Genomic DNA, 20,043 nt, shown 5'->3' with positions numbered 1-20,043 from the left:
CTTCTAATGAGGAACTCATCTTCATATCTGATTCTGAGACAAAGGTTAATTATCTCATTAATTGTATGGTCGTTTAATTTACAATCCATTTCTAATTTTTGAAATAGTGAATCTGATACTTCAATAGTTATTTGTCTAGACATATTTGCTCAACCTTATATAAATAACTTACATTTTTTGGGAATTTCATTAGAATATTACGTAATACTTTTGGTAATTAGATAATGAATTGGCGATGATTCCTACTTCATAATTTAGCCTAAATATTGGACTTACTATGTTTGATTTTATTAGCTTTAGATACTATTTATGTGGTTATTGAGGAGATTTTAAATTAATCCGACTATTTTACAAAATTAAAAAACTTTTGTGGGATGAACGGGGAAAATTGGCGATGAATTCACAAGTTGAAAAACTAGCAGATCAAAATAAATAAGTGGTAAATCCAGTTTCATAAATTTTGTTTTTCATAGAGTCTAGTCGATAATCTGCTAATTAACCATAAGTGAATATACGTAAAGAATTTTCAAGTTTATATACATATTTTAAAATATGTATATTGAGGCGTTTTCCCTCCTGCCTTATCCCATTTTTGTTCTGGTGTATAGCAGTTCATGACGCCTGACTTGAAAAAGTGCGGAGTCCCCAGTCCCTTTTTCATAATGGCTATTGATTTACATCAGGCAAATGGCGAATGACTTCAGCAATCGACCAAGCTTGAGCGATCGCTCCTCTGGGTGTATGGGGTGGATCACCATCAAAAATCTCGGAAATGGAGCCAAGACAAGCATCAGAGAGAAAGTGTTCCAGTAAAGGTTGCCAATCAAAAGGAAGTGGTGCTTCTGGGTAAAAACGCTGCCAAGCGCGGATAAATGGGCCAATCAGCCAACTCCAAACAGTACCTTGGTGGTAAGAGCGATCGCGTTCGTGTGGGTTGCCTAGATATTGCCCCACATATTGCGGGTCGGCTGGATCGAGACTCCGCAGACCATAGGGAGTCAGCAAGCTGGAAGTTGCCCGTGAAAGTACCTGCCGTCCTTGTGGTTGCGAGAAGCCACAATGATGTAATGACAAAGCCAAAATAGCATTGGGGCGAATCTGAGAATTACGGCGATCGTCCGGCTCAATAGTGTCGTACAAGTAGCAGCGCTGCGGATTCCAGAACTTTTGCAGGGAGGATTTCACCTGTTGTGCTTGCTGGGCATAACGTTGTGCTTGATTAGCCAGACGCACCGACGAATTGCCAGACTCAATTTGGCTCAAGCGTTCTCCCCACTGACTCATCCAACATAAAGCAGAATACCACAGGGCGTTAATTTCCACTGGCTTACCCAGACGCGGAGTGACTGGTTGTCCTTCCACCACTACATCCATCCAGGTCAGGGCGACACCACGAGCATCCCAACCAATCAGTCCATCGGTAGCATCAGCTTGAATATTGTAGCGGGTACCACCTAAAAATGATTTGTAGATTTGCTGTGCCACAGGAAATTGCTCTGCTAAAAACTGCCAGTCCTGGGTAGCTTCCAAATAAAGCCCTAGAGTTTCAATCCACCACAGCGCCGCATCGATACTGTTGTAAAAAGGCTCGCCACCAATATCAGGGAAAGCATTAGGAATCAAGCCGTGGCGACAGTATTGTCCAAAAGTTTGCAATAGCCCTTTTGCTAAATCAAAGCGTTGTGGAACTAATGCCAAACCCGGTAAGGAAATTAAAGTATCGCGTCCCCAGTCATTGAACCAGTGATAACCGGCAATGACTGTGGGGCCAGCTATTGAGGCTCGATAGACGATAAACTGATCGCTGGCTCGTAGTAGTTGTGGCCGGATGTGAGAAATGGAGGATTTTCCGCTAGCTGGCTGAAATCTAAAAATCTGGGAAAGCCGTTCTTGTTCTGCTTCCACAGCTTCAGCAAAAGATTCGGAAGTGAGGGCATTTTGTAGTGGATTGGGGAAACCCACTTGTGCTTCTAAGGTAACTAAATCTCCCGGTTGGAGAGTGACTGTTAAGTAACCAGGGCTATAAAGGTCTTCATGATCGCCTAATCCTCGCCGTGTCTCTTCTGGCAACTGATAATCCCAATACCATACTGCGTCTGGTTTATAATCTCCTTGTGTCCAACGTAGATGCCAAGGTGTGCCAAAGTGCCCATCGGTGATGGCTTGTAGGCAGACTTGCTGGGGCAATAATAACTGTGAAAACTGTAATTCTGGATTAGCTATTTGTTGGTGATGAAAGTTGCGATCGCTAATCAAGAGTCTCAGCCTTAAAATTCCTAAGTCCCTACCTTCATAGCGATATTGAATCAACAGGCGATGGCTAAACCTATCCGAAACAGGGTCAAGAGGACAAGAAGACAAGGGCAAATCCACCCTGGCCTTCTCGGATACCATTCCTACCTCTTCCGCTAAACCGTAGGGCATCACTAACTGTCTGCTTAAGAGCCAGTTATCTTCACCCCAAATCCATTTGGGAACTGGGTTAATATCAAAAGAGCGCAGCAATTCGTAGCCTGTCGGCTCAATTTGACCACTGCGCCAATAATTAGTCCCTAAGACTACAACTTTTCCTCCTACTTCCAGGCTGGCATCTAGGTGCGAGACTAGCAGAGTCCGCTCAGAAGGCGGGTTCGTCGCGGCAAATAGCCAACCGTGATAGGTGCGCGTGCGGACATCCGAAACAGTACCACTGGCAAAACTTCCTAAGCCATTGGTCAATAACCATTCTCTTGTATCTAAATCAGCCATTTGCTACTCAAAATCGTTATGACTATGATATAGTCGTAACAGATCGTAATTAAATTGTGAGACAGCCCTCAAGGAAGGGTTCGCCCGACCGCAGGGACTGTGTACCCGAAGAGTGACAGCGTGGACGGGTGAGTTTTAGATAACCCGAAACCCAACGCTAGTAAATAAATATAAGTTGAAGGAGAATTAGGTTAATGTCCCTCACTTACGGAACAGAAGGAAGCCTCCGCGTTGGTCAACAGGCCCCAGATTTTACAGCAACAGCTGTAGTGGATCAAGAATTTAAGACAGTCAAGCTTTCCGACTATCGTGGTAAGTATGTTGTCTTATTTTTCTATCCCCTAGACTTTACCTTTGTTTGTCCCACTGAAATCACAGCATTTAGCGATCGCCACGAAGAATTCAAAAAAATTAATACGGAAATCCTGGGTGCTTCCGTAGATAGCGAATTCTCCCACCTGGCTTGGATTCAAACCGATCGCAAATCTGGCGGTGTCGGTGACTTGAATTATCCTCTAGTTTCTGACATCAAGAAAGAGATTAGCGCGGCTTACAATGTCCTTGATCCAGCCGCAGGTATTGCCTTACGCGGTCTGTTCATCATCGACAAAGATGGTGTTATCCAGCACGCCACCATCAACAACCTAGCTTTTGGTCGCAGCGTCGATGAAACCCTGCGGACATTACAAGCCATTCAGTACGTTCAGTCTCACCCCGATGAAGTTTGCCCTGCTGGTTGGAAACCAGGAGATCAGACAATGGTTCCCGACCCAGTGAAGTCTAAAGTATACTTCTCTGCAGTCTAGATTTACGCATTGAGGTTGTCATTAGTTATTGGTCATTTGTCTTTTACAATACAAATGACTAATGACAAAGGACATTATTAACGTGAAAATGTACAATATCAATCATCACCACAGATAAACACCGATACACATAAAACAGTATCAACTACCGTGTCTATCTGTGGTTTTTTCATCTCCTAAATATTTTTAACTCTCCTAAATTCTGAATTCTAATACCAATTCTGTATGAAGATGCACATAATAATACCCCCCTGTAGTCCCCCCTTGCCAAGGGGGGACGGCGATAGCCGGGGGGTGAATTATATGCAGCTTCACAAAAAAACGGTATAACTCCCCTCTGATACTGATAACTGTTGAACTCTCCTGAATTCTGACTCCCCAATCAAAGATTTATAACACTCAACTAAAAACCTCCATAACTAGGACTAAAAATATGCTAACTTCAACAGATTTTAGAGGCTTATTTAATGAGCGTTTCTTCCGCAATTTTTTACCAGTTCCCGCTACAAATTATCTGAGGCTAGAAGTAGGAACGCCAGACTTTCAACTGCCAGATATTACGAATGGAACGTTGGTGAAGTTGTCGAGTTATAGAGGAAAGCAGCCAGTATTACTAGCTTTTACTCGGATATTCACAGAAAAACAATATTGCCCGTTTTGTTTTCCTCACATTAAAGAATTGAATGAGAATTACGCACAATTTAAAAATCGTGGTATTGAAGTTTTGTTGATTACTAGTACCGATGAAAGACAAAGTCAAATTGTTGTGAGAGATTTAGCATTACAAATGCCACTGTTGAGTGACCCTAGTTGTTATGTCTTTCGTCGATATCATGTAGGTCAAGCATTGGGAGCGCCTTTGCCAGCGCAGTTTGTATTAGATGAAGAAGGGAAACTGCGTTATAGACATTCGTTTTCTTTTTTAGACCATAATGCTAATACTGGGACATTGTTAGAACAATTTGATGGTTTGTAAGTAGGTGGGAGCAAAAAAAGTTAACTAGTGGTGCTCGTCAGTTGTCATTGGTAACGGTTTCAACAGTTTTTAGAAAAAGAATTACCATCTATTTATGATGATGCTTGAGAATATGCAATTGATAAAACTGAGGGCAAGCTAAATAACCTACCTCAATGTTGTACTTACACATTAGAACAGTTACTTGATATTAATTATTTACCTAAAAACTTAGCATAAGTAGGGTGGGCAATGCCCACCCTACTTATCTGAAAAACGCTATACTTGATTTGCCGGAAAACTTAGCCTGAGTAAAGCTGTGAGGTTTTTTTATGCTGACACTTTATCACGCACCAATTTCTCCTAATTCCCGCCGTGTTTGGATTACTCTACTAGAAAAAGGACTTGAGTTTGAATTAGTAGAAATCAAATTAAATGGGGAGCAGTTTAAACCCGAATTTTTGGCAATTAATCCTTTTCATCATATTCCAGCTTTGGTAGATGACGGCTTAAATATAATCGAATCTCTGGCAATTTTGGACTATTTAGAAGCAAAGTACCCTACGCCTGCGATGTTGCCTACAGATGCCAAAGATTTAGCGATCGCCCGCATGGTACAACTAGTAACGGTGAATGAACTTTTGCCAGCTACCACGACATTTTTGCCTCAAATATTAGGCTTACCAGCAGAGAACCCAGAAAAAATTGAGCAGGCGAAGCAGAAAATCTCTACAGTGATGAAATTATTTGAAAGCCTACTCGATTATCGCCCTTACTTTGGTAGCGAACAGCTAACACTAGCTGAAGCGGTTGCGGGAACAGTTGTACCCTGGTTGCCAACAATAGGTATTTCCCTAAGTGATTATCCCAAAATGGAGGCTTGGTGCGATCGCTTAATTGCACGTCCCGCATGGCAAGCAACCCAAACCACACCGGAAGCGATGGCAGAATTTAAAGCTATCGTCGTGGCAAGAATGACCCAACCAGCTAAGACTGAAGTCTGAAGTCTGAAGACGCGGTAGACGCCGGAGGCGGCTTCTCGGAGAGTACGGCTTGCCGCAGGCTAGTCTGAAACGAAGAAACCTGTATAGTCAGCTTTTAGGGGACTTTATTTTCGCTGACCAGATTTCTATGGCCACCAGATTTATCCCTAACTCCATTCTTCTATTAAGCGTACACACACTAAAAATAGCCACTTATGAAAGACCTAGAAAATAAGATTGCTCTCATCACTGGCGGTAGTTCTGGAATTGGACGAGCCACTACTTTAGCATTCGCCAAACGGGGTGCAAAAGTTGTCATTGGCAGTCGCCGAATTGCAGAAAGTGAGGAAACACTGGAGTTAGTGAAAGCTGCTGGTAGTGAAGGTATATCTGTGCAAACAGATGTCAGTAATAGTGCTGAAATTGAAGCTCTAGTTAATCAAGCTGTCTCGGCATACGGTCGGATAGATTACGCTTTTAACAATGCCGGTATTGAGGGAATCTTTAGTCCTTTAGTGGAACAAACAGAAGAAAATTGGGACAGCGTGATTAACATTAATCTCAAAGGAGTTTGGCTGTCATTAAAGTATGAAATCTTACAAATGCTTAAACAAGGTGGTGGGGCGATCGTCAACAACTCCTCTATTGCGGGATTGATTGGTTTCCCCGATGCTGCTGCTTATGTTGCTAGCAAACACGGCGTCATAGGCTTGACCAAAACAGCAGCTTTAGAGTATGCCAAGTCAGGTATTCGGGTGAATGCGGTTAGTCCAGCCGTCATTGCGACTGATATGGTTGATCGTGCTTTTGGCGACGAAGGAAAGGCTCAGATGGCCGCAGCTCACCCAATTGGTAGAATAGGAAGAGTGGAAGAGGTTGCAGAAGCTGTAGTGTGGCTCTGCTCTGACGCTGCTTCATTTGTCACTGGACAATCCCTGGCGGTAGATGGTGGTTACACGACACAGTAAAACTTAAGATTGACCAAAATATCGTGCAAAGCCGTTCTAGTAAAATTTGTCACTAGGACGGCTTCGTACTAATTAGAATTTTATAGTTTGACCTGCTGTAAATGGCTGCGAGGATTATAGGTACGTATAGCCCGAATTTTTTCATAATAATCCCGCTCTTGTTGACTGAGGTCTTTGGGTGGGACGATCGCCACCTTCACCAACTGATCGCCACGTCCACCTTTAGCTAGCGGCCAACCCTTACCACGTAGACGCAGTGATTGACCAGAACGCACTCCAGCGGGAAGTTTGACATTAACTGTGCCATCGGGTGTAGGTACATCAATTGCCGCACCGAGAGTAGCTTCATCTGGCGTGATGGGCATTTCACAGACCAGATTCTCGCCTTCAATCTGAAAAAATGTGTGGGGCTGGAGTTCCACCTTTAAGTATAAATCCCCACGCTGTTGGGTCATAGGATTAACTGGCCCCTTCCCACGTACACGTAGGCGAGTACCAGATTTAGCACCAGCCGGAATCCTAATATCAATGGTTTCATTACCCAAACTAAAGCGCTTTTGTATCCCTGCAAACGCTTCCGCTAAAGTTAGGGAGATTGGGGCTTCAAGATCCTGGGTAGTACCACCACCTGTATTTACATCTTGAAAGCCAAAATCACTAAAGCCGCCAAAACCGCTTGGTCTGCTACTAGTAGAAGTACTATAAGAGTAGCTTTGCCGTGCAGTGCGAGGGCCAGCACCACCACCAAAACGCCCTAGTAACTCATTGACAAACTCATCAAAACTGCCATATTGACTGAAATCAAAGCCACCCATATCAACGCCAGCACCGCCAGATGGGAAGCCTTCCCCAGCTTGTTTCCAGTATTGACCGAATTGGTCATATTTTTTACGTTTGTCTGGATCTGACAAAACTTCGTAGGCTTCATTAATTTCTTTAAACCGTGCCTCTGCTTGTTTGTTGCCTGGGTTGACATCAGGGTGAAACTTGCGAGCTAGTTTACGAAAAGCTTGTTTAATGTCTTCTGGACTGGCAGTCTTACTAACTCCCAAAATTGCGTAATAGTCTTTGAAGTCGGTTGCAGCCATCTACCAGCCTCCTATAGAAATTCCTATTATGTTCTTTTTTAAGATGCGAGATTTGTTATTTGCCAGGTATAATGCCAAGCAAATAGATTCTGATTTTAAATTAACAAACATTACCGAAAATCAAGTGGGGTTCTCGCTCACTGTATGAGAGCAATTTCCGTACTGTCGCCATTCTGAAAACCGTATCAGGCAGTCTAATCCTTCTTCAATGCTTGGGGGAACATCCCGGATTTGGCGATGCATTCGGAAGATAATTTCTTCAGGAACCTGGCGCAGTCGTTTTTGATTGCGTGCTAAACACAGCCATACAGGCGTATCCACCCACATCCCAGTAATGTTGGTAAAGCCTAAGTTGCGAATGAGGGTAATTATGTCAAGACGATGGCGTCTCTGGGTGTTGGTAGCGTCGTAAATTGCCGTCTTCTCTGAGACAATAGCTAGTTGCAATTGTCGCTGGATTTCTCGCTCAATCAGCAGCCATGACCCTTGAATGGCTTCGTTGCCAAATAATTGCCCCCGAATCGCATCTGTGGAAATTAGCTGCATATGGGGGCATTCTGCTAGTAATTGTTTTGCTAAAGTTGACTTGCCACTACCAGGAAGGCCAATCAGCAATATGAGTCCTGAGTCCTGAGTCCTGAGTCCTGAGTAATTGGAAGTTGTACTCATAACTCGACACTCACGGGAAGAGGAATTAGTAACAAGAGTGCTGAGTGATTAGAAGTTGTACTCATAACTCAGCACTCACAACTCAGCACTTTTAAATGACAGTTCCATCAGGAATTACGGCATTTTTTAGCACAACGGTAATCCCACTGCGGATATAGAAGCCTTGACTTTCGCGCTCTGCTTCTTGGACGTTATCCTTGTTGATGATTTTGACACTATGGCCAATGCGGGCATTCTTATCAATGATGGCACGGCGAATAATACTATCCGTGCCGATGCCTACGGGAACGTTGCCTTTTTCTAAGCTACATTGGCGTTCTACAGAAGCTTGGTAGTAGTCAGCCCCCATAATTAAAGAATCTTCAATGATGCTACCAGCTTCAATGCGCGATCGCACTCCTAAAACGGAATGTTCAATGCGGCAATTTTTCAGAATGCAACCTTCCCCAATCATCGATTGCTTAATTTCGCAATCTAAAAGTTTGCTCGGAGGTAAGTAACGAGCGCGGGTATAAATTGGGGCTTTTTCATCGTAGAAGCTAAAGGGTGGTAGGGGTTGTTGAGTTAGAGCCAAATTAGCATCATAAAAGGCTTCGATGGTTCCAATATCTTCCCAGTAGTCATCAAATAAGTAGGCTTGAACATTGTGATCTTTAGCAGCATCCGGAATAATTTCTTTGCCAAAATCAGTCCGTTCTAAAGATTCTTTCAACAACTTGACTAAAACATCTTTTTTAAAGACATAAATCCCCATTGAGGCGATGTATGGCTGGAGTTCAGCTTGTTCTTTGCTCAAGCCAAGGATAGTGGTATCGACGCGCATTTGCGCTAAAGCTTCGCCTTTGGGTTTTTCGCTAAAGTCAACTACTCTCCCAGACTGATCAATTTTCATCAAGCCAAAGTCCGAGGCGCGGCGATCGTCTATGGGAATCACTGAAAGAGTAATATCAGCGTTAGTTTCCCGATGTCGTTGGATAAATTGGCGGTAATCCATGCGGTAGAGATGATCGCCTGAGAGGATGAGATATTCGTCGGCATCCCATTCTTCCAACAACCAAATATACTGACGCACAGCATCAGCAGTACCTTGGAACCAGTTGGGGTTTTCTGGTGTTTGCTGTGCTGCTAGAACTTCGACAAAGCCATCGCTGAAGCCACTAAAATTGTAGGCGCGGGCAATGTGGCGATTCAGGGAAGCTGAGTTGAATTGCGTTAGGACGTAAATTTTAAATATTTCGGAATTTATGCAGTTGCTAACAGGGATATCGATTAAACGGTACTTACCTGCTACTGGTACTGCGGGTTTAGCACGCAGTTTAGTTAACGGGTAAAGCCGTGTCCCCGCGCCACCACCAAGTATGATTGCTAAAACTTTTTTCACAAAATGTCTCCCAGCTGCCTTTCAACTCTCACCTACAGTTTAGGACTGTCTGCCGCTACAGGTAAGGGGGGATCAAAGATTCTGTTGAGTGAATTTTACAGAATGTGCTTAGTGGTGAATTGCGCTCGTAATGAGCAAAATACCTGTAATTGTATGAATAGATACTGGAAACAAGGAGAAACTCTTACATAACTGTCACAGTCAGCCACTTCATAAGCCTGATTCCTGATTCACTAAAGGTAGTTTACTTAGAGTTTTCCGTGACTGTAATAAATGTTGGATTCGATTTAACAAAGCTCAACTTAGAGACTGGCTGATTAATAATGTACCAATATATAGCGGTTTTCAGATCAGTGAGCTACAGATTTAAATCGCAAAGCCTGTAGGGGCGGGAAAACCCCGCCCTTGACTGTATTGCATCAGACAGAGAACCGCTATAAGTAGCTACAATCATCATTGGTGCGTGACGCTACAAAATTATATATCGCTTAACTCAATGTATTATCACCGCGTCACACACCCTACAAATTGGTATTTTATTTTCCCGTAAATTCTTTATGTCTTACCTAAATACTTTATACAAGAAAATACAATAAGCCTATTAAATACCGAGTTTCCCTGGATTTAGCCGCCGATTCACTAAACTTAATTGTTGTGACAGTTTGAGATACTGTACCCAAGGTTGCTCCGATAACTGAGAAATGGCGTTTGGTGAAAGTGCGGCTGTAAAAATATCTTTGCCAGTTGTAGCAGTACTAACGCCTAAATTTTCTAGAACAGCGGCTGCGTCAGCATCTAAAACTGGTTCTGTATGGATAAAGACATCCAAACTCGATTCTTCTGGGTTAGGAACATCATTGAGGGCGATCGCCAGAGCAGCGTCTAGCTTCTGATAATTCATAAGTAATTCCTGACTGAGTAAAAAGGGTAGGCAATTATCAGTCTGCCCTACATTAAACCTATCAAATTTATAAGTTTTAATTACCTACCCTTTTACAGACTTAATATACACATTTCTACATCTAATTACAGATTTGAGCAGTTAATTAGTCTCAAGTCGCACCCAAATACCTCCAGAATCTTGCATGATGTGAAGTTTGCATATTATTCCTTGGTTTCGATATCGTACAACTGGCACAGAGTGAGGAGTTTTTGTTTGAGGCGATCGCGCACATTCTCTGGTGATACAATCACGCAATCTTCCCAGTAACGTGCAACTTCTCGAATCAGCCAGAAGGGATTAGCTACTCGCCGCACCACCTGACGCACATTATTAATCATGTCATCCTCAATGTCATCTTCTTTCGGTTGATAAGCTTTAGCTAGCCAACCCCGAAAGTGTAATTGCACTTTTAGATAGTCAAGTTCACCTCGCCAATCTCCACTTGTCGGGACAACAGACTTGATTCGCTCAAAGCTTAAGCAACGATTGTGCCAAAGTTCGGGGAATTCTGGGATATCGTTTTCTACGTCTGCTGTCTCTTCGCACCAAATCATGAGATAAAAGCGTTTCTCAAAAAAGCGCACCTCAGCGTGACGAACTTTGTAATCTAATTCCTGACCTTGAGAGTTGGAATAGAGAATGTAGAAAGGCTGTTTCGCTTTACTTAGTTCTTCTATCGTATTTCGCCATTCTTGGATAGGTTGACTAAGTTGTTTCATCAGTAATTGACGAAGAGGTGCTTCGAGATTGCCACGTTCTAGCAAAAGTGCAAGTACAGTTTGTGCTTCTCCTATGTGACCTGCATCATTCAAAGCTTTTATTGCCTGCTGTAAGGCATTAACTTGGTTAGAGTCAAGCGCAAAGGGCTTTCCGACCTCTACAGATTGTTGTGCGATCGCCACTATTAAGCCCGAAATACTGGGTTCTTTGCCCCAATTGATATTGAGACAGCGAGCGATCGCTTCTAGTTGTTCTTTAGTTCCTGGCGGAATTGACAGTGTAATCGTTTCTTTTTTTCTTGGCATTTACAAAATGTACTTGCACTTTTAAGCTAGTTGTGTCATATTCATAGATGTAATTATAAATAGTCTAGTTGCAAAAAAGTGCAGTGACATAACTTGAGTTTGTCAGGTTATCTCAGTATAAGTACTCATCTCAAAAGTGGACTTTGCAACCTAGACTCGATTTTGGATTGGAGTATCTTTATATGTCCAAGCGCAATCGGCTTTTGAATAATCTTCCAAAGACTTTGGAGGAGATTTATTTCAGTGAAATTCGCCCCCAGCTTTACGAAAATCATGCACATCATCATCAGTACGGCGTAAGAAAGGGTACGACCCTTGCAGAACACTTAGATTCTGCGTGTCAGTTCATTTTGACAGTTAGCCGAATCGCAGAAGTCCCAGAAGATAAAAGACCTTTGCTACTAGCTGCAACTGCTGTACATGACCTGAATAAATTAGATACCAAAGGACGCAATGTTAAAACCCTGGCTAGAAATCAGGAATTTTTACGAGAACAACTTGAAAAGGCTTGTGTACTTAGCTTTGTTATCTCAGAAGATGATTTGGAGTTAGTCAGAAAGCTAATTGAGCGCCATTCAGGTCATAACGTCAGCGATGGAGCAAGATTTTTACCAGAAGACCCAAATATTGAACGTTGGGCGGCGATGCTTACAGCTGCGGACTTATTTGATTTAGGAATTCCAGATGCACAACGTTTTCGCAAACTGGAAAAAGAATTAACTGTTGCTTTTGGGCGAAGTTGTAACCTTTTTAGAATCAGTATCTCTGAAGATAAAGGCTATATTACAGCCCTGTTGCTGGGTGCTTGCGAAGAGGTTTTGCAAAAGTATGGGTTAAATCCTTTAGCAATTTTCCCTGATGGCGAACTTTTTGAAGGTGAAGCATTATCAAACGTAGATTTTACAAAAGAAATAGCTGCTGTTTGGCAAAGTAAAATTGACCAAGTTTTTGGGAATAATATCGAAAAACTTGTAAGAGCTACCAACAATGGTATTAAGATTAATCATCAAGCCATTGAGCAAAATATTGAAGAAGTATTAGTAAATGTTCTAGCTCTTTTGGAAAAGAAAAAAGCTGGTTATAAATCAGATAAGGTTGCTAAAGATGTAACTAAATGGGGAGATAATGCTGGTGAAAACGCATTAAATAAAGCGGCTGAACTTGGGTTACTAGCTGTAAGCAATGGAGAAGAGTTCGCCATCTCTGAGGGTTTAAAAGCGGCTTACATCAGTTATAGAAAAGCAGAATTAAGTCCTAAAGAAATTTGGGATAAAATTGCTGTTCATACGGGAATATCCGAACAACAAAGGACTGCTCTTGAAGCATTTGAAGGTCTATATGGGCGACCTTTATTTGCTGCTAAGGCTGCTGTTAAAGGAATTGAGGGTATTAAAGAAGCTCTACAAGAATCTTTCCAGCTAAGAAAAGAAAGTACACAAATATCTGAAGAAACAGAAGTATCTGAAGAAATGATTGCAGCCGTTAGCAGAATGGTCAATTTACCTTTTGCTATTCGGTTAAATGGAGGCGATGATTTAAATGCTTATGTAGAAGCAAATCCCAGACAAAGATGCTCTTTAGGTTCTACTTCTACTGATATAGATGAGCTAATTTCAGATAATATGCCTCCTGGTACAAAAGTACAGGCTTTTTCTAATCGCTTACCGGGTGGTATCAGTGCTGAACCGAAAAGACAAGCAGATTCAATTGCAGCTTTAGCCTACCAATTAATGGCAGTTGGGGCAAACTTTCCTGCTGTTAAAAAACAAGACCCGCTTTATTTGCACTTAGCATTACCTAAAGGTTCTGCTCCAGAACTGTTGAGAATTTGGCGTGGGCTTTTAAAACAACTTGCAGCGACAAATGCTGAAGGTGGTACTGTCACTATTGATGAATTGAAATTATATAAAGATAATCAGCTTGAATTTAAAGCTAACAAAGTAGTCGGTTTAGCATTACCAAAGCGTCCTGATTTTGTTCATACATCTGTCATTATTCCTTTACTTTGGGGAGATGTTAATAATTCTTTAGCTTTACTAAAATCACTGAGGCTTGCTTTAGAAATTTCCCTGTCTTTAGATATTGGCTTTCCTTTTGTCTTGAGTAGCAATCTAGAGGTGGAGTTATCTAATGATGTTTACGGACGAATAGAGGGAATTCCTTCTGCACTGCAAACTTTATTGGGAAATGGACAATATCAGCAACGCCAAGATGCAGAAAAAATTCTTGAGCGACTACGTTGCATTGGCAAACTAGCAACCTCTGTTGCAAGTATTCAGAAAGCTGATGATTGTTTGTATGATTTGGCTCGTGCTTGTGTCAGACCAATTGAACTTTATTATGTCTTGTTACGTTGGACTCTGCGAGAACAAGACGAACCAAATTTGAGCGTTATTTGGAGTCGCATTTGTGAGCCGTTAAATACTTTACTGGAGAGCTTTATGCCTGATGAAAACTTACTCTTAACTAAATATCTTAGAGAAGCTGCTCAAGTTGCAGCAGAAGGAAAAATATGGGGAAGTTCTTTTAAACGAACTGCTCAAGCAGAACCGTTTACAGCCTTTATTGCTGCTATTCGTTCTCAAAAGGCTTATTTGGGTTTAGATGTAATTTTTGCTGCTTTAGTACAGCAATATCATACTCGCTTAGACCGTATCCGTGAGCATGGCGTAGGTGCAACAAAGTATGAACAGGTCAAGCGTTATTACGAGCTATTACGAAAACTATATGAGGAGGTTTATTCAGCACGTCCTGAAAAGTTTTTATCTGACCAAAAAACTTTAGAAGCTGCTTATTTATTCTTCCTTGAAGAAGCACGTAAACAACTTAAAAGTGAATCTAAAGATGATTCAGTCGAAACAACTACAACTGTTTAAATAATTAGGAGTTTTTCATCATGTCCATTTCAAAACTTTCCTCGGTACTAGCAACAAGTTATGAGAATTTCCCCAAGGGACGTTTTATTACTTTAGTTGTTTTAAGAACAACCCATTCTGAAACTATCTTTCGCACAGAAGGTTCAGGTGAACCAATGTGTAGCGAATTTGTCCAAGCTGGTTTAGAGGGTGAAAATCAAAAAACTATAATTCAACGCTTGGTAATGACTAAGCGTAAACAAGTAGCCCCAGAAAGACGCTACGGACGAGAACATTTAAGAGCGCATGAGCTTTTATACACCAACCCTAAAGATGGCTCTCTTTGTTCTTTAAATACTAATGCACCTTGTGAAATGTGTGTAGATTGTTTCCTCTACGGCTTCGCTGCTGGTGGGGGTGGCGCTCAAAAAAGTCGCATTTGGACTGAAGACGCTTTTAGTATTTTACCTGCTAGTGATGTTGTAGGCGATCGCACCATAAACGCCATCTACGAAACTGGTACAATGCGCGATGAAAAAGGTAACGCCTCAACAGCTTTAAATACCAGCGAATACATCAAACCAGGCGTGCATTTTTTGGATGTCGTCACCCTAAAAGATGTAACTGCGGATGAACTGCGCTATATCATCGGTAACATTCTTTTCACAAGTCGTTATGGTGCAGTTTCCAGTCGTGTTGGACGCATGGAAAACGAGATATTAGGTGTATTTGGTAGTATTACCGAACTTCCTAGTTCTCTGGAACTTGTACAAGCTACTTATGATGTCTTAGGTAAGCCTTTAGAACATCCCTTGAATATTAATCAATTAATTACAGCAAGCAAACAAGTAATTGCTAATTGGAAAAATAAGAGAGGAGTTTCTGTGCAACTATCTGAAGAAGAATTAGCAAGTTTAGTGACTGACGTAGAAACTAATTGGTCAGAAGCTGAACGTGATAATTTTCTCAAGCGTTTAACGCAATCTTATGAATCCTTCCGTCAGGTTGCACCTGAAAAGAAAAAGGCTAAGGCGAAAGGCAAGAATACACCAGTTGAAGTAGAGATTTAGATTATGTCAACAATTCCTTTTCAGCAGGCAAAACTTGTTGAATTATACTGTCTTGAACCAGTCTTTTTTGCCTCTAGGGAGTTGTCTGATACCTATTACACTGAGGGGGTAATTGGGAATTATGCTCTTACCTATGCTTTAGGTTGGGTAAATTCCCCCTATCGCCTCCAAGGTCAGGCTACAGGACGACCAACCTACAAAGAAGATTTGCAACCAATCGCACAAGATTTTTATATCTTACCAGCTTCACCAGTAGGTAGAGTGACATTCAGATTTGAACGTTTCAATGCTCTTTCTGATTCTTACTGGTATGCAATGACTAATAACCGTGTTGCGACTGCGCGGGAAGATTTACCATTACAACGCCAAGGTAAAAAACCAAGTTCATTTAGACCAAGTAATTTTCCGCAAACTGGAAGACTGCGAATGATTGAACGCAGAAACAAATTTCAAACTCTGGTATTTGGAAATTACCAATTACCAAATTATATTCGCCTTGGGAAATTCATGAGTAAAGTCAAGGTGAATGTGCTGAATGAATTTCCTGTGACTTTACTACCAGAAAGTGAATATCAAAGTCAACATTATCTAAATGCTGCTGATTTACCACAGCAAATAGAGGCTTTAGCATTCGATTTAATTTCTATTCCTCCTGCACCCATCATTAAAAATCTTCGTTTTCGGGGTGCTGCTTGGCAAGTTGGGGAAATGGTTATACCAGCAGGTTTACATTTTTGCGGTAGAGAAAGTAACAATGAGTAATCAAAAATTAGTTATCAGATTAGAACCGCGCAGTATTTCAGCTTGTGCATCTTTGCCAGATGAACTTTCTTTTATGGGGAATGCACTTCAGCATCAAGTTGATGTATTTGAACAATCTAAGGATGCAGATATTATCCTTGATTTAGCACCAACTGGCACAGGTAAAACCAATGCAGGGCTAACAGTATTAAAACATCAGCCAAATAAAAGTGCTGTTTACATTGCTCCAACTAATGCTTTAATTGAACAGCAAACAGAAGCCGCAAAAAAGTTTGTTAAGGAGGCTAACTTACCTCATATAGTCAAATCAGCTTCTGCTAAAGATATTAAAAGCTGGTCTAACGATAAAGTTGGCAGTCGTTCAGGGGAAAAGCTGTATAACGTATTACGGAATCCAGCTACAGTTTTTCCTGATGTTGGGGCTAATACGCCCATCATTTTAGTCACAAATCCTGATATCTTTTACTATGCAACTTTCTTTGCATATAACAACTTAGATAGAGGTAATATCGCCAGTAGTTTTTACACCAAATTTTCGACAGTCATTTTTGATGAATTTCACCTCTACGATGCTAAACAGCTAGTAGGAATGCTGTTTTATCTCGCTTATTCTCAAGTTTTTCGCTTTTTTGAGAACGGACGCAAAGTAGTATTGCTGACAGCGACACCAGAACCAGCTTGTGAATTAGCATTGCAGAATTTAAAACAGGCTGGTGTGAAAATAGCAAGAATTGATGGAGAAGCAGGTAATATTAATCTTTTACAGTCACAAACAGGAGTTAATCTGGAATTAAGACCAAAACCAGATAGTAAGGAAGAGTGGTTAGCAGAGTTAGCAGCAGAAATTGTCCAACGTTTTCGAGAAAGACCTGACGAAAATGGTGCTGTAATTCTTGACTCTCTTGATAATATTAATCGTCTATCAGATTTACTGCGACAGCGAGGAATTGGTGATTACATTGGGCGTATAACTGGCCCTGCACCCAAAAAAGATAGACAAAGGGCTATGCAGTGTCAAATCATTTTGGCTACTAGCACTGTAGATGTAGGATTTAATTTTGAAAGACATCCTGAACCGAAACGGCAAAATTTAGATTGGTTGATTTTTTCAGCACGCGATCGCGCTGCATTTTGGCAGAGAATTGGTAGAGTAGGGCGTGTTTTGGGTAAATCTGAAACTAATATTGATTCAGAGGCCATTGCATACTTACCTGCTAACGCTTGGGAAGAAGGTTTAACCTCTCTAGATACTACTGGGGAACGTACAGCGCTAAAAGACTTACTTGAAACACTTCCCTGCTTAGACAAGCCTTTTTTAAAAGCTTACTGGCGTTCAGAAGCATTTCTAGAAATTGCCCGTCCCTTGTTGGAATTGGAAGAAATGCTTGAAGGTTTAGCTGAAGAAAAATTGATTTTGGAGTTATTCAATACTCTAAAATCTATTTTTGAAGGAAATAGAACTTGGGATGATTATCGCTATAGAATGAAACTTTTACGAGGCGCTGAAGCTATTGCGAAAAAAACTCCCAAAGAAATCAAAAAAGATTGGAAGTATATCAAAGGTGGTCAGGCTTTTGTCAGAACCTTTATCAAGGCTAAATTTCCTGAAGATTGGGATGACTTACAAGCTGGACGTACAACTTTAGACGAATACGTAGATTTATTTCAAAAAGATGAAGAGGCACTAGCTGAGTTAAAAGAATTTGCTGAAGTTTTTAGTACAAGCTATGCACCTTTATTTAGTTTTCGTTCTAGTCTATTTGAAAGTCTTTCCATTCGTGACCCTCATGGTTTTATTCTAGATGAATCAGAGGAAACAAGACTAGATCCTTTTCATTTATTACGCTATTACGAATTTGTCCAAAATGGTGATTATATTGAAGTCACCAGTCGTGCTACTGAAACTTATCAATTGAGTTTTGAATTACGCTACACTGATAACTGGCAAGAATTTATCAGTACAGAACTGAACAAATTAACAGCTTTTAAAAATTGTCGAATTATCCGCACTCTTGGAGGAGGAACACGACCCACAGACCAAATAAAATCTTTGAATAGGTATCTTTTGCCAGGAGTAATTATTTGCCCAAGAACAAATGCTGCTGTTATTTTCCAATTAAACAAGCAAGGAATTATTTCTTATCCAATAAACATTATTTGCAATGATATTGAGAAAGAATATAGATTTTTTTCAGGCTTGTCAGGAATTTTAACAATGGCAATGAAGTTTAAACAGCTACGTCTTCCAGATGATGAAGTTTTTATTGCGGGATAAATAATTAAATTCTCGCACCAATGGTGCGAGAATTTGTAGAACATCGATTTATAAGCATATTTCTCTCACATCCCCCGTGAAACATTACCAGCAACAACCCAACGCCTTACCCAGCGACTACCTCAACAACTTGTGGGGAGAAATCCATGCTTGTCCTTACTTTGCAATCAACAACCTCAACCGCGATTTTGTCGGTACAAAAGGATTTTCTGTGGTATTTAGGCGATCGCATATCTCCACGGTAGAACAAAAGTTTCCCTACTTCCAGCCTTACCTAGATTTGGCTCTCCAACCCAGTTGTAACGCTTTTTACCTCAACCCGTTACTGCTCAAAGAAGGCTCACGTGTCGATCCACACATTGATCGCTCACTCCGTTCCTACTGTAAAACCATTGAACCGCCTGCAGTTGTCAGTGTACTCTACGTGAGAGTACCAGCGGATATGGAAGGGGGAGAACTAGTACTCAAGTCACAAAAACGCCAACTTGGACAAATTAAACCGCAAATCAGTACTCTGGTTTACTTCCAAGGTGATTTAACCCACTCTATAAACGCCGTGAAAACACCCGGAAATCGTTTGAGTTTAGTTTGTGAGCAGTATAATTTAAGCGATGCTGAACTCCGAGACATACCAGAGTTTACTGTAGAATCCAGGGTTACTCAGTCTACAAAAAAGCAAAAAAAGTATGCCCCACAGCCTAGTCCTTAACCTGCTTCCCCAGTCGCCCATACCACCCCAGTATCTCACTGGCAGACATCTCCACGCCCTATTTTTAACCCTCGTTAGTTCTGTAGATAAGACATTAGGCGATCGCCTCCACGACTCTAACGCTGACAAAGCTTTCACCCTCTCGCCCCTACAAACTAACTCCCCCCTGTCTAAAAGGGGATCTCAATTGCAATATTCACATCAACAACCAATTCCCGCTGGTTCACCCTGTTGGTGGCGCATCTCTTTATTAGATGACACTCTCTTTAGCCAACTTACCCAACTATGGCTAAATCTTAATCCCAATCACCCTTGGCATCTTGGCCCCGCAGACTTGTATATTACGAGCATTCAAGGCACACCCCAATCTATCCAACCTTGGGCAAATGCCAGTAGCTACACTCAATTGTACGAGCAAGCCAGCGATCGCGAAACCACAATTCGCCTCACATTTTCCACCCCCACCGCATTCCGACAAGGAAAATTTGATACAACTCTCCCCACCAGAGAATGTGTTTTTAACTCCCTCCTAGCACGGTGGAATAAATACAGTGGTATCGAGTTTTTCGACATTGCCATCGAGTCAATCTTCCCCTCATTTATCAACATTCATACAGAAATATTAGCCGACTCCCGCAGTAAATTTATTGGCATTTTGGGAGAAATTAACTATCGCTTATTGGGAGAAGTCGAACCAATACAAATTAAGCAAATTAATGCTTTATCTGACTTTGCATTATATGCAGGTGTTGGGCGCAAAACCACAATGGGGATGGGAATGACGCGGCATTTGAATTAATAACTGA

Annotated in this window: 16 protein-coding genes; 10 read left to right on the top strand and 6 right to left on the bottom strand. The window is 41.4% G+C overall.

Annotated elements, in window-relative coordinates; translation table 11 throughout:
- Positions 1–666: 666 nt before the first annotated feature.
- The gene (locus CAL7507_RS14425; RefSeq protein WP_015129209.1) at positions 667–2,748 is read right to left on the bottom strand and encodes an amylo-alpha-1,6-glucosidase; all 2,082 of its coding nucleotides are present in this window, start codon (positions 2,746–2,748) and stop codon (positions 667–669) included.
- 194 nt (positions 2,749–2,942) lie between these two features.
- On the opposite strand from CAL7507_RS14425, the gene CAL7507_RS14420 reads away from it, so the two are divergent.
- From CAL7507_RS14420 to CAL7507_RS14405, 4 genes are all read left to right on the top strand, one after another.
- Positions 2,943–3,554 carry a peroxiredoxin gene (locus CAL7507_RS14420; RefSeq protein ID WP_015129208.1) on the top strand — a complete coding sequence of 204 codons (612 nt, stop codon included), beginning with the start codon at positions 2,943–2,945 and terminating at the stop codon, positions 3,552–3,554.
- Between the two features lie 433 nt (positions 3,555–3,987).
- Positions 3,988–4,530 carry a peroxiredoxin gene (locus tag CAL7507_RS14415; RefSeq protein ID WP_015129207.1) on the top strand — a complete coding sequence of 181 codons (543 nt, stop codon included), beginning with the start codon at positions 3,988–3,990 and terminating at the stop codon, positions 4,528–4,530.
- A gap of 311 nt (positions 4,531–4,841) precedes the next feature.
- A complete protein-coding gene (locus CAL7507_RS14410) occupies positions 4,842–5,513 on the top strand; it encodes a glutathione S-transferase family protein (protein ID WP_015129206.1) in 672 nt (223 codons plus the stop codon).
- Positions 5,514–5,707: 194 nt separating this feature from the next.
- A complete protein-coding gene (locus CAL7507_RS14405) occupies positions 5,708–6,460 on the top strand; it encodes an SDR family oxidoreductase (protein ID WP_015129205.1) in 753 nt (250 codons plus the stop codon).
- 80 nt (positions 6,461–6,540) lie between these two features.
- Here the strand turns inward: CAL7507_RS14405 and CAL7507_RS14400 are convergent, their stop codons facing one another.
- The 5 genes from CAL7507_RS14400 to CAL7507_RS14380 all read right to left on the bottom strand — a co-directional run bounded on the left by CAL7507_RS14400 (position 6,541) and on the right by CAL7507_RS14380 (position 11,566).
- Positions 6,541–7,548 carry a DnaJ C-terminal domain-containing protein gene (locus CAL7507_RS14400; protein WP_015129204.1) on the bottom strand — a complete coding sequence of 336 codons (1,008 nt, stop codon included), beginning with the start codon at positions 7,546–7,548 and terminating at the stop codon, positions 6,541–6,543.
- 120 nt (positions 7,549–7,668) lie between these two features.
- The gene (locus CAL7507_RS14395; protein ID WP_015129203.1) at positions 7,669–8,217 is read right to left on the bottom strand and encodes an AAA family ATPase; all 549 of its coding nucleotides are present in this window, start codon (positions 8,215–8,217) and stop codon (positions 7,669–7,671) included.
- Between the two features lie 91 nt (positions 8,218–8,308).
- A complete protein-coding gene (locus CAL7507_RS14390) occupies positions 8,309–9,598 on the bottom strand; it encodes a glucose-1-phosphate adenylyltransferase (protein WP_015129202.1) in 1,290 nt (429 codons plus the stop codon).
- 601 nt (positions 9,599–10,199) lie between these two features.
- Positions 10,200–10,499, bottom strand: a complete 300-nt coding sequence (locus CAL7507_RS14385; protein WP_015129201.1) for a hypothetical protein — start codon at positions 10,497–10,499, stop codon at positions 10,200–10,202.
- 203 nt (positions 10,500–10,702) lie between these two features.
- Positions 10,703–11,566, bottom strand: coding sequence for a WYL domain-containing protein (locus tag CAL7507_RS14380; protein ID WP_015129200.1), 864 nt, complete (start codon positions 11,564–11,566; stop codon positions 10,703–10,705).
- Positions 11,567–11,748: 182 nt separating this feature from the next.
- On the opposite strand from CAL7507_RS14380, the gene CAL7507_RS14375 reads away from it, so the two are divergent.
- The 6 genes from CAL7507_RS14375 (at position 11,749) to cas6 (ending at position 20,036) form a co-directional block, all read left to right on the top strand.
- Positions 11,749–14,442 carry a CRISPR-associated protein Csc3 gene (locus CAL7507_RS14375; protein ID WP_015129199.1) on the top strand — a complete coding sequence of 898 codons (2,694 nt, stop codon included), beginning with the start codon at positions 11,749–11,751 and terminating at the stop codon, positions 14,440–14,442.
- Positions 14,443–14,462: 20 nt separating this feature from the next.
- Entirely contained in the window at positions 14,463–15,491 is a 1,029-nt protein-coding gene (gene cas7d, locus CAL7507_RS14370; protein WP_015129198.1) for a type I-D CRISPR-associated protein Cas7/Csc2, read from the top strand.
- A gap of 3 nt (positions 15,492–15,494) precedes the next feature.
- On the top strand, positions 15,495–16,253 hold the full coding sequence (cas5d, locus tag CAL7507_RS14365) for a type I-D CRISPR-associated protein Cas5/Csc1 (RefSeq protein WP_015129197.1): 759 nt from the start codon (positions 15,495–15,497) through the stop codon (positions 16,251–16,253).
- On the top strand, positions 16,246–18,528 hold the full coding sequence (gene cas3 / locus CAL7507_RS14360) for a type I-D CRISPR-associated helicase Cas3' (protein ID WP_015129196.1): 2,283 nt from the start codon (positions 16,246–16,248) through the stop codon (positions 18,526–18,528). The genes cas5d and cas3 overlap by 8 nt, the downstream gene beginning before the upstream one ends.
- Positions 18,529–18,604: 76 nt before the next feature.
- The gene (locus tag CAL7507_RS14355) at positions 18,605–19,237 is read left to right on the top strand and encodes a 2OG-Fe(II) oxygenase (RefSeq protein WP_015129195.1); all 633 of its coding nucleotides are present in this window, start codon (positions 18,605–18,607) and stop codon (positions 19,235–19,237) included.
- Positions 19,215–20,036, top strand: coding sequence for a CRISPR-associated endoribonuclease Cas6 (cas6, locus tag CAL7507_RS14350; protein ID WP_015129194.1), 822 nt, complete (start codon positions 19,215–19,217; stop codon positions 20,034–20,036). Before CAL7507_RS14355 ends, cas6 begins: the two co-directional genes overlap by 23 nt.
- Positions 20,037–20,043: the final 7 nt, after the last annotated feature.

The sequence above is a fragment of the Calothrix sp. PCC 7507 genome (assembly GCF_000316575.1).
Taxonomy (GTDB): Bacteria; Cyanobacteriota; Cyanobacteriia; order Cyanobacteriales; family Nostocaceae; genus Fortiea.
The sequence above is the reverse complement of the archived record's forward strand: the minus strand, read 5'-3'. Positions and strand labels throughout refer to the sequence as shown.

Bases quoted from the DNA above. Each gene is read 5' to 3' on its own strand.
- CAL7507_RS14395 (WP_015129203.1), bottom strand. From the start codon at position 8,217: ATGAGTACAACTTCCAATTACTCAGGACTCAGGACTCAGGACTCAGGA.
- CAL7507_RS14380 (WP_015129200.1), bottom strand. From the start codon at position 11,566: ATGCCAAGAAAAAAAGAAACGATTACACTGTCAATTCCGCCAGGAACT.
- cas7d (WP_015129198.1), top strand. From the start codon at position 14,463: ATGTCCATTTCAAAACTTTCCTCGGTACTAGCAACAAGTTATGAGAAT.
- CAL7507_RS14420 (WP_015129208.1), top strand. From the start codon at position 2,943: ATGTCCCTCACTTACGGAACAGAAGGAAGCCTCCGCGTTGGTCAACAG.
- CAL7507_RS14415 (WP_015129207.1), top strand. From the start codon at position 3,988: ATGCTAACTTCAACAGATTTTAGAGGCTTATTTAATGAGCGTTTCTTC.
- CAL7507_RS14375 (WP_015129199.1), top strand. From the start codon at position 11,749: ATGTCCAAGCGCAATCGGCTTTTGAATAATCTTCCAAAGACTTTGGAG.
- CAL7507_RS14400 (WP_015129204.1), bottom strand. From the start codon at position 7,548: ATGGCTGCAACCGACTTCAAAGACTATTACGCAATTTTGGGAGTTAGT.
- CAL7507_RS14410 (WP_015129206.1), top strand. From the start codon at position 4,842: ATGCTGACACTTTATCACGCACCAATTTCTCCTAATTCCCGCCGTGTT.
- cas6 (WP_015129194.1), top strand. From the start codon at position 19,215: ATGCCCCACAGCCTAGTCCTTAACCTGCTTCCCCAGTCGCCCATACCA.
- cas5d (WP_015129197.1), top strand. From the start codon at position 15,495: ATGTCAACAATTCCTTTTCAGCAGGCAAAACTTGTTGAATTATACTGT.
- CAL7507_RS14385 (WP_015129201.1), bottom strand. From the start codon at position 10,499: ATGAATTATCAGAAGCTAGACGCTGCTCTGGCGATCGCCCTCAATGAT.
- CAL7507_RS14405 (WP_015129205.1), top strand. From the start codon at position 5,708: ATGAAAGACCTAGAAAATAAGATTGCTCTCATCACTGGCGGTAGTTCT.
- CAL7507_RS14425 (WP_015129209.1), bottom strand. From the start codon at position 2,748: ATGGCTGATTTAGATACAAGAGAATGGTTATTGACCAATGGCTTAGGA.
- cas3 (WP_015129196.1), top strand. From the start codon at position 16,246: ATGAGTAATCAAAAATTAGTTATCAGATTAGAACCGCGCAGTATTTCA.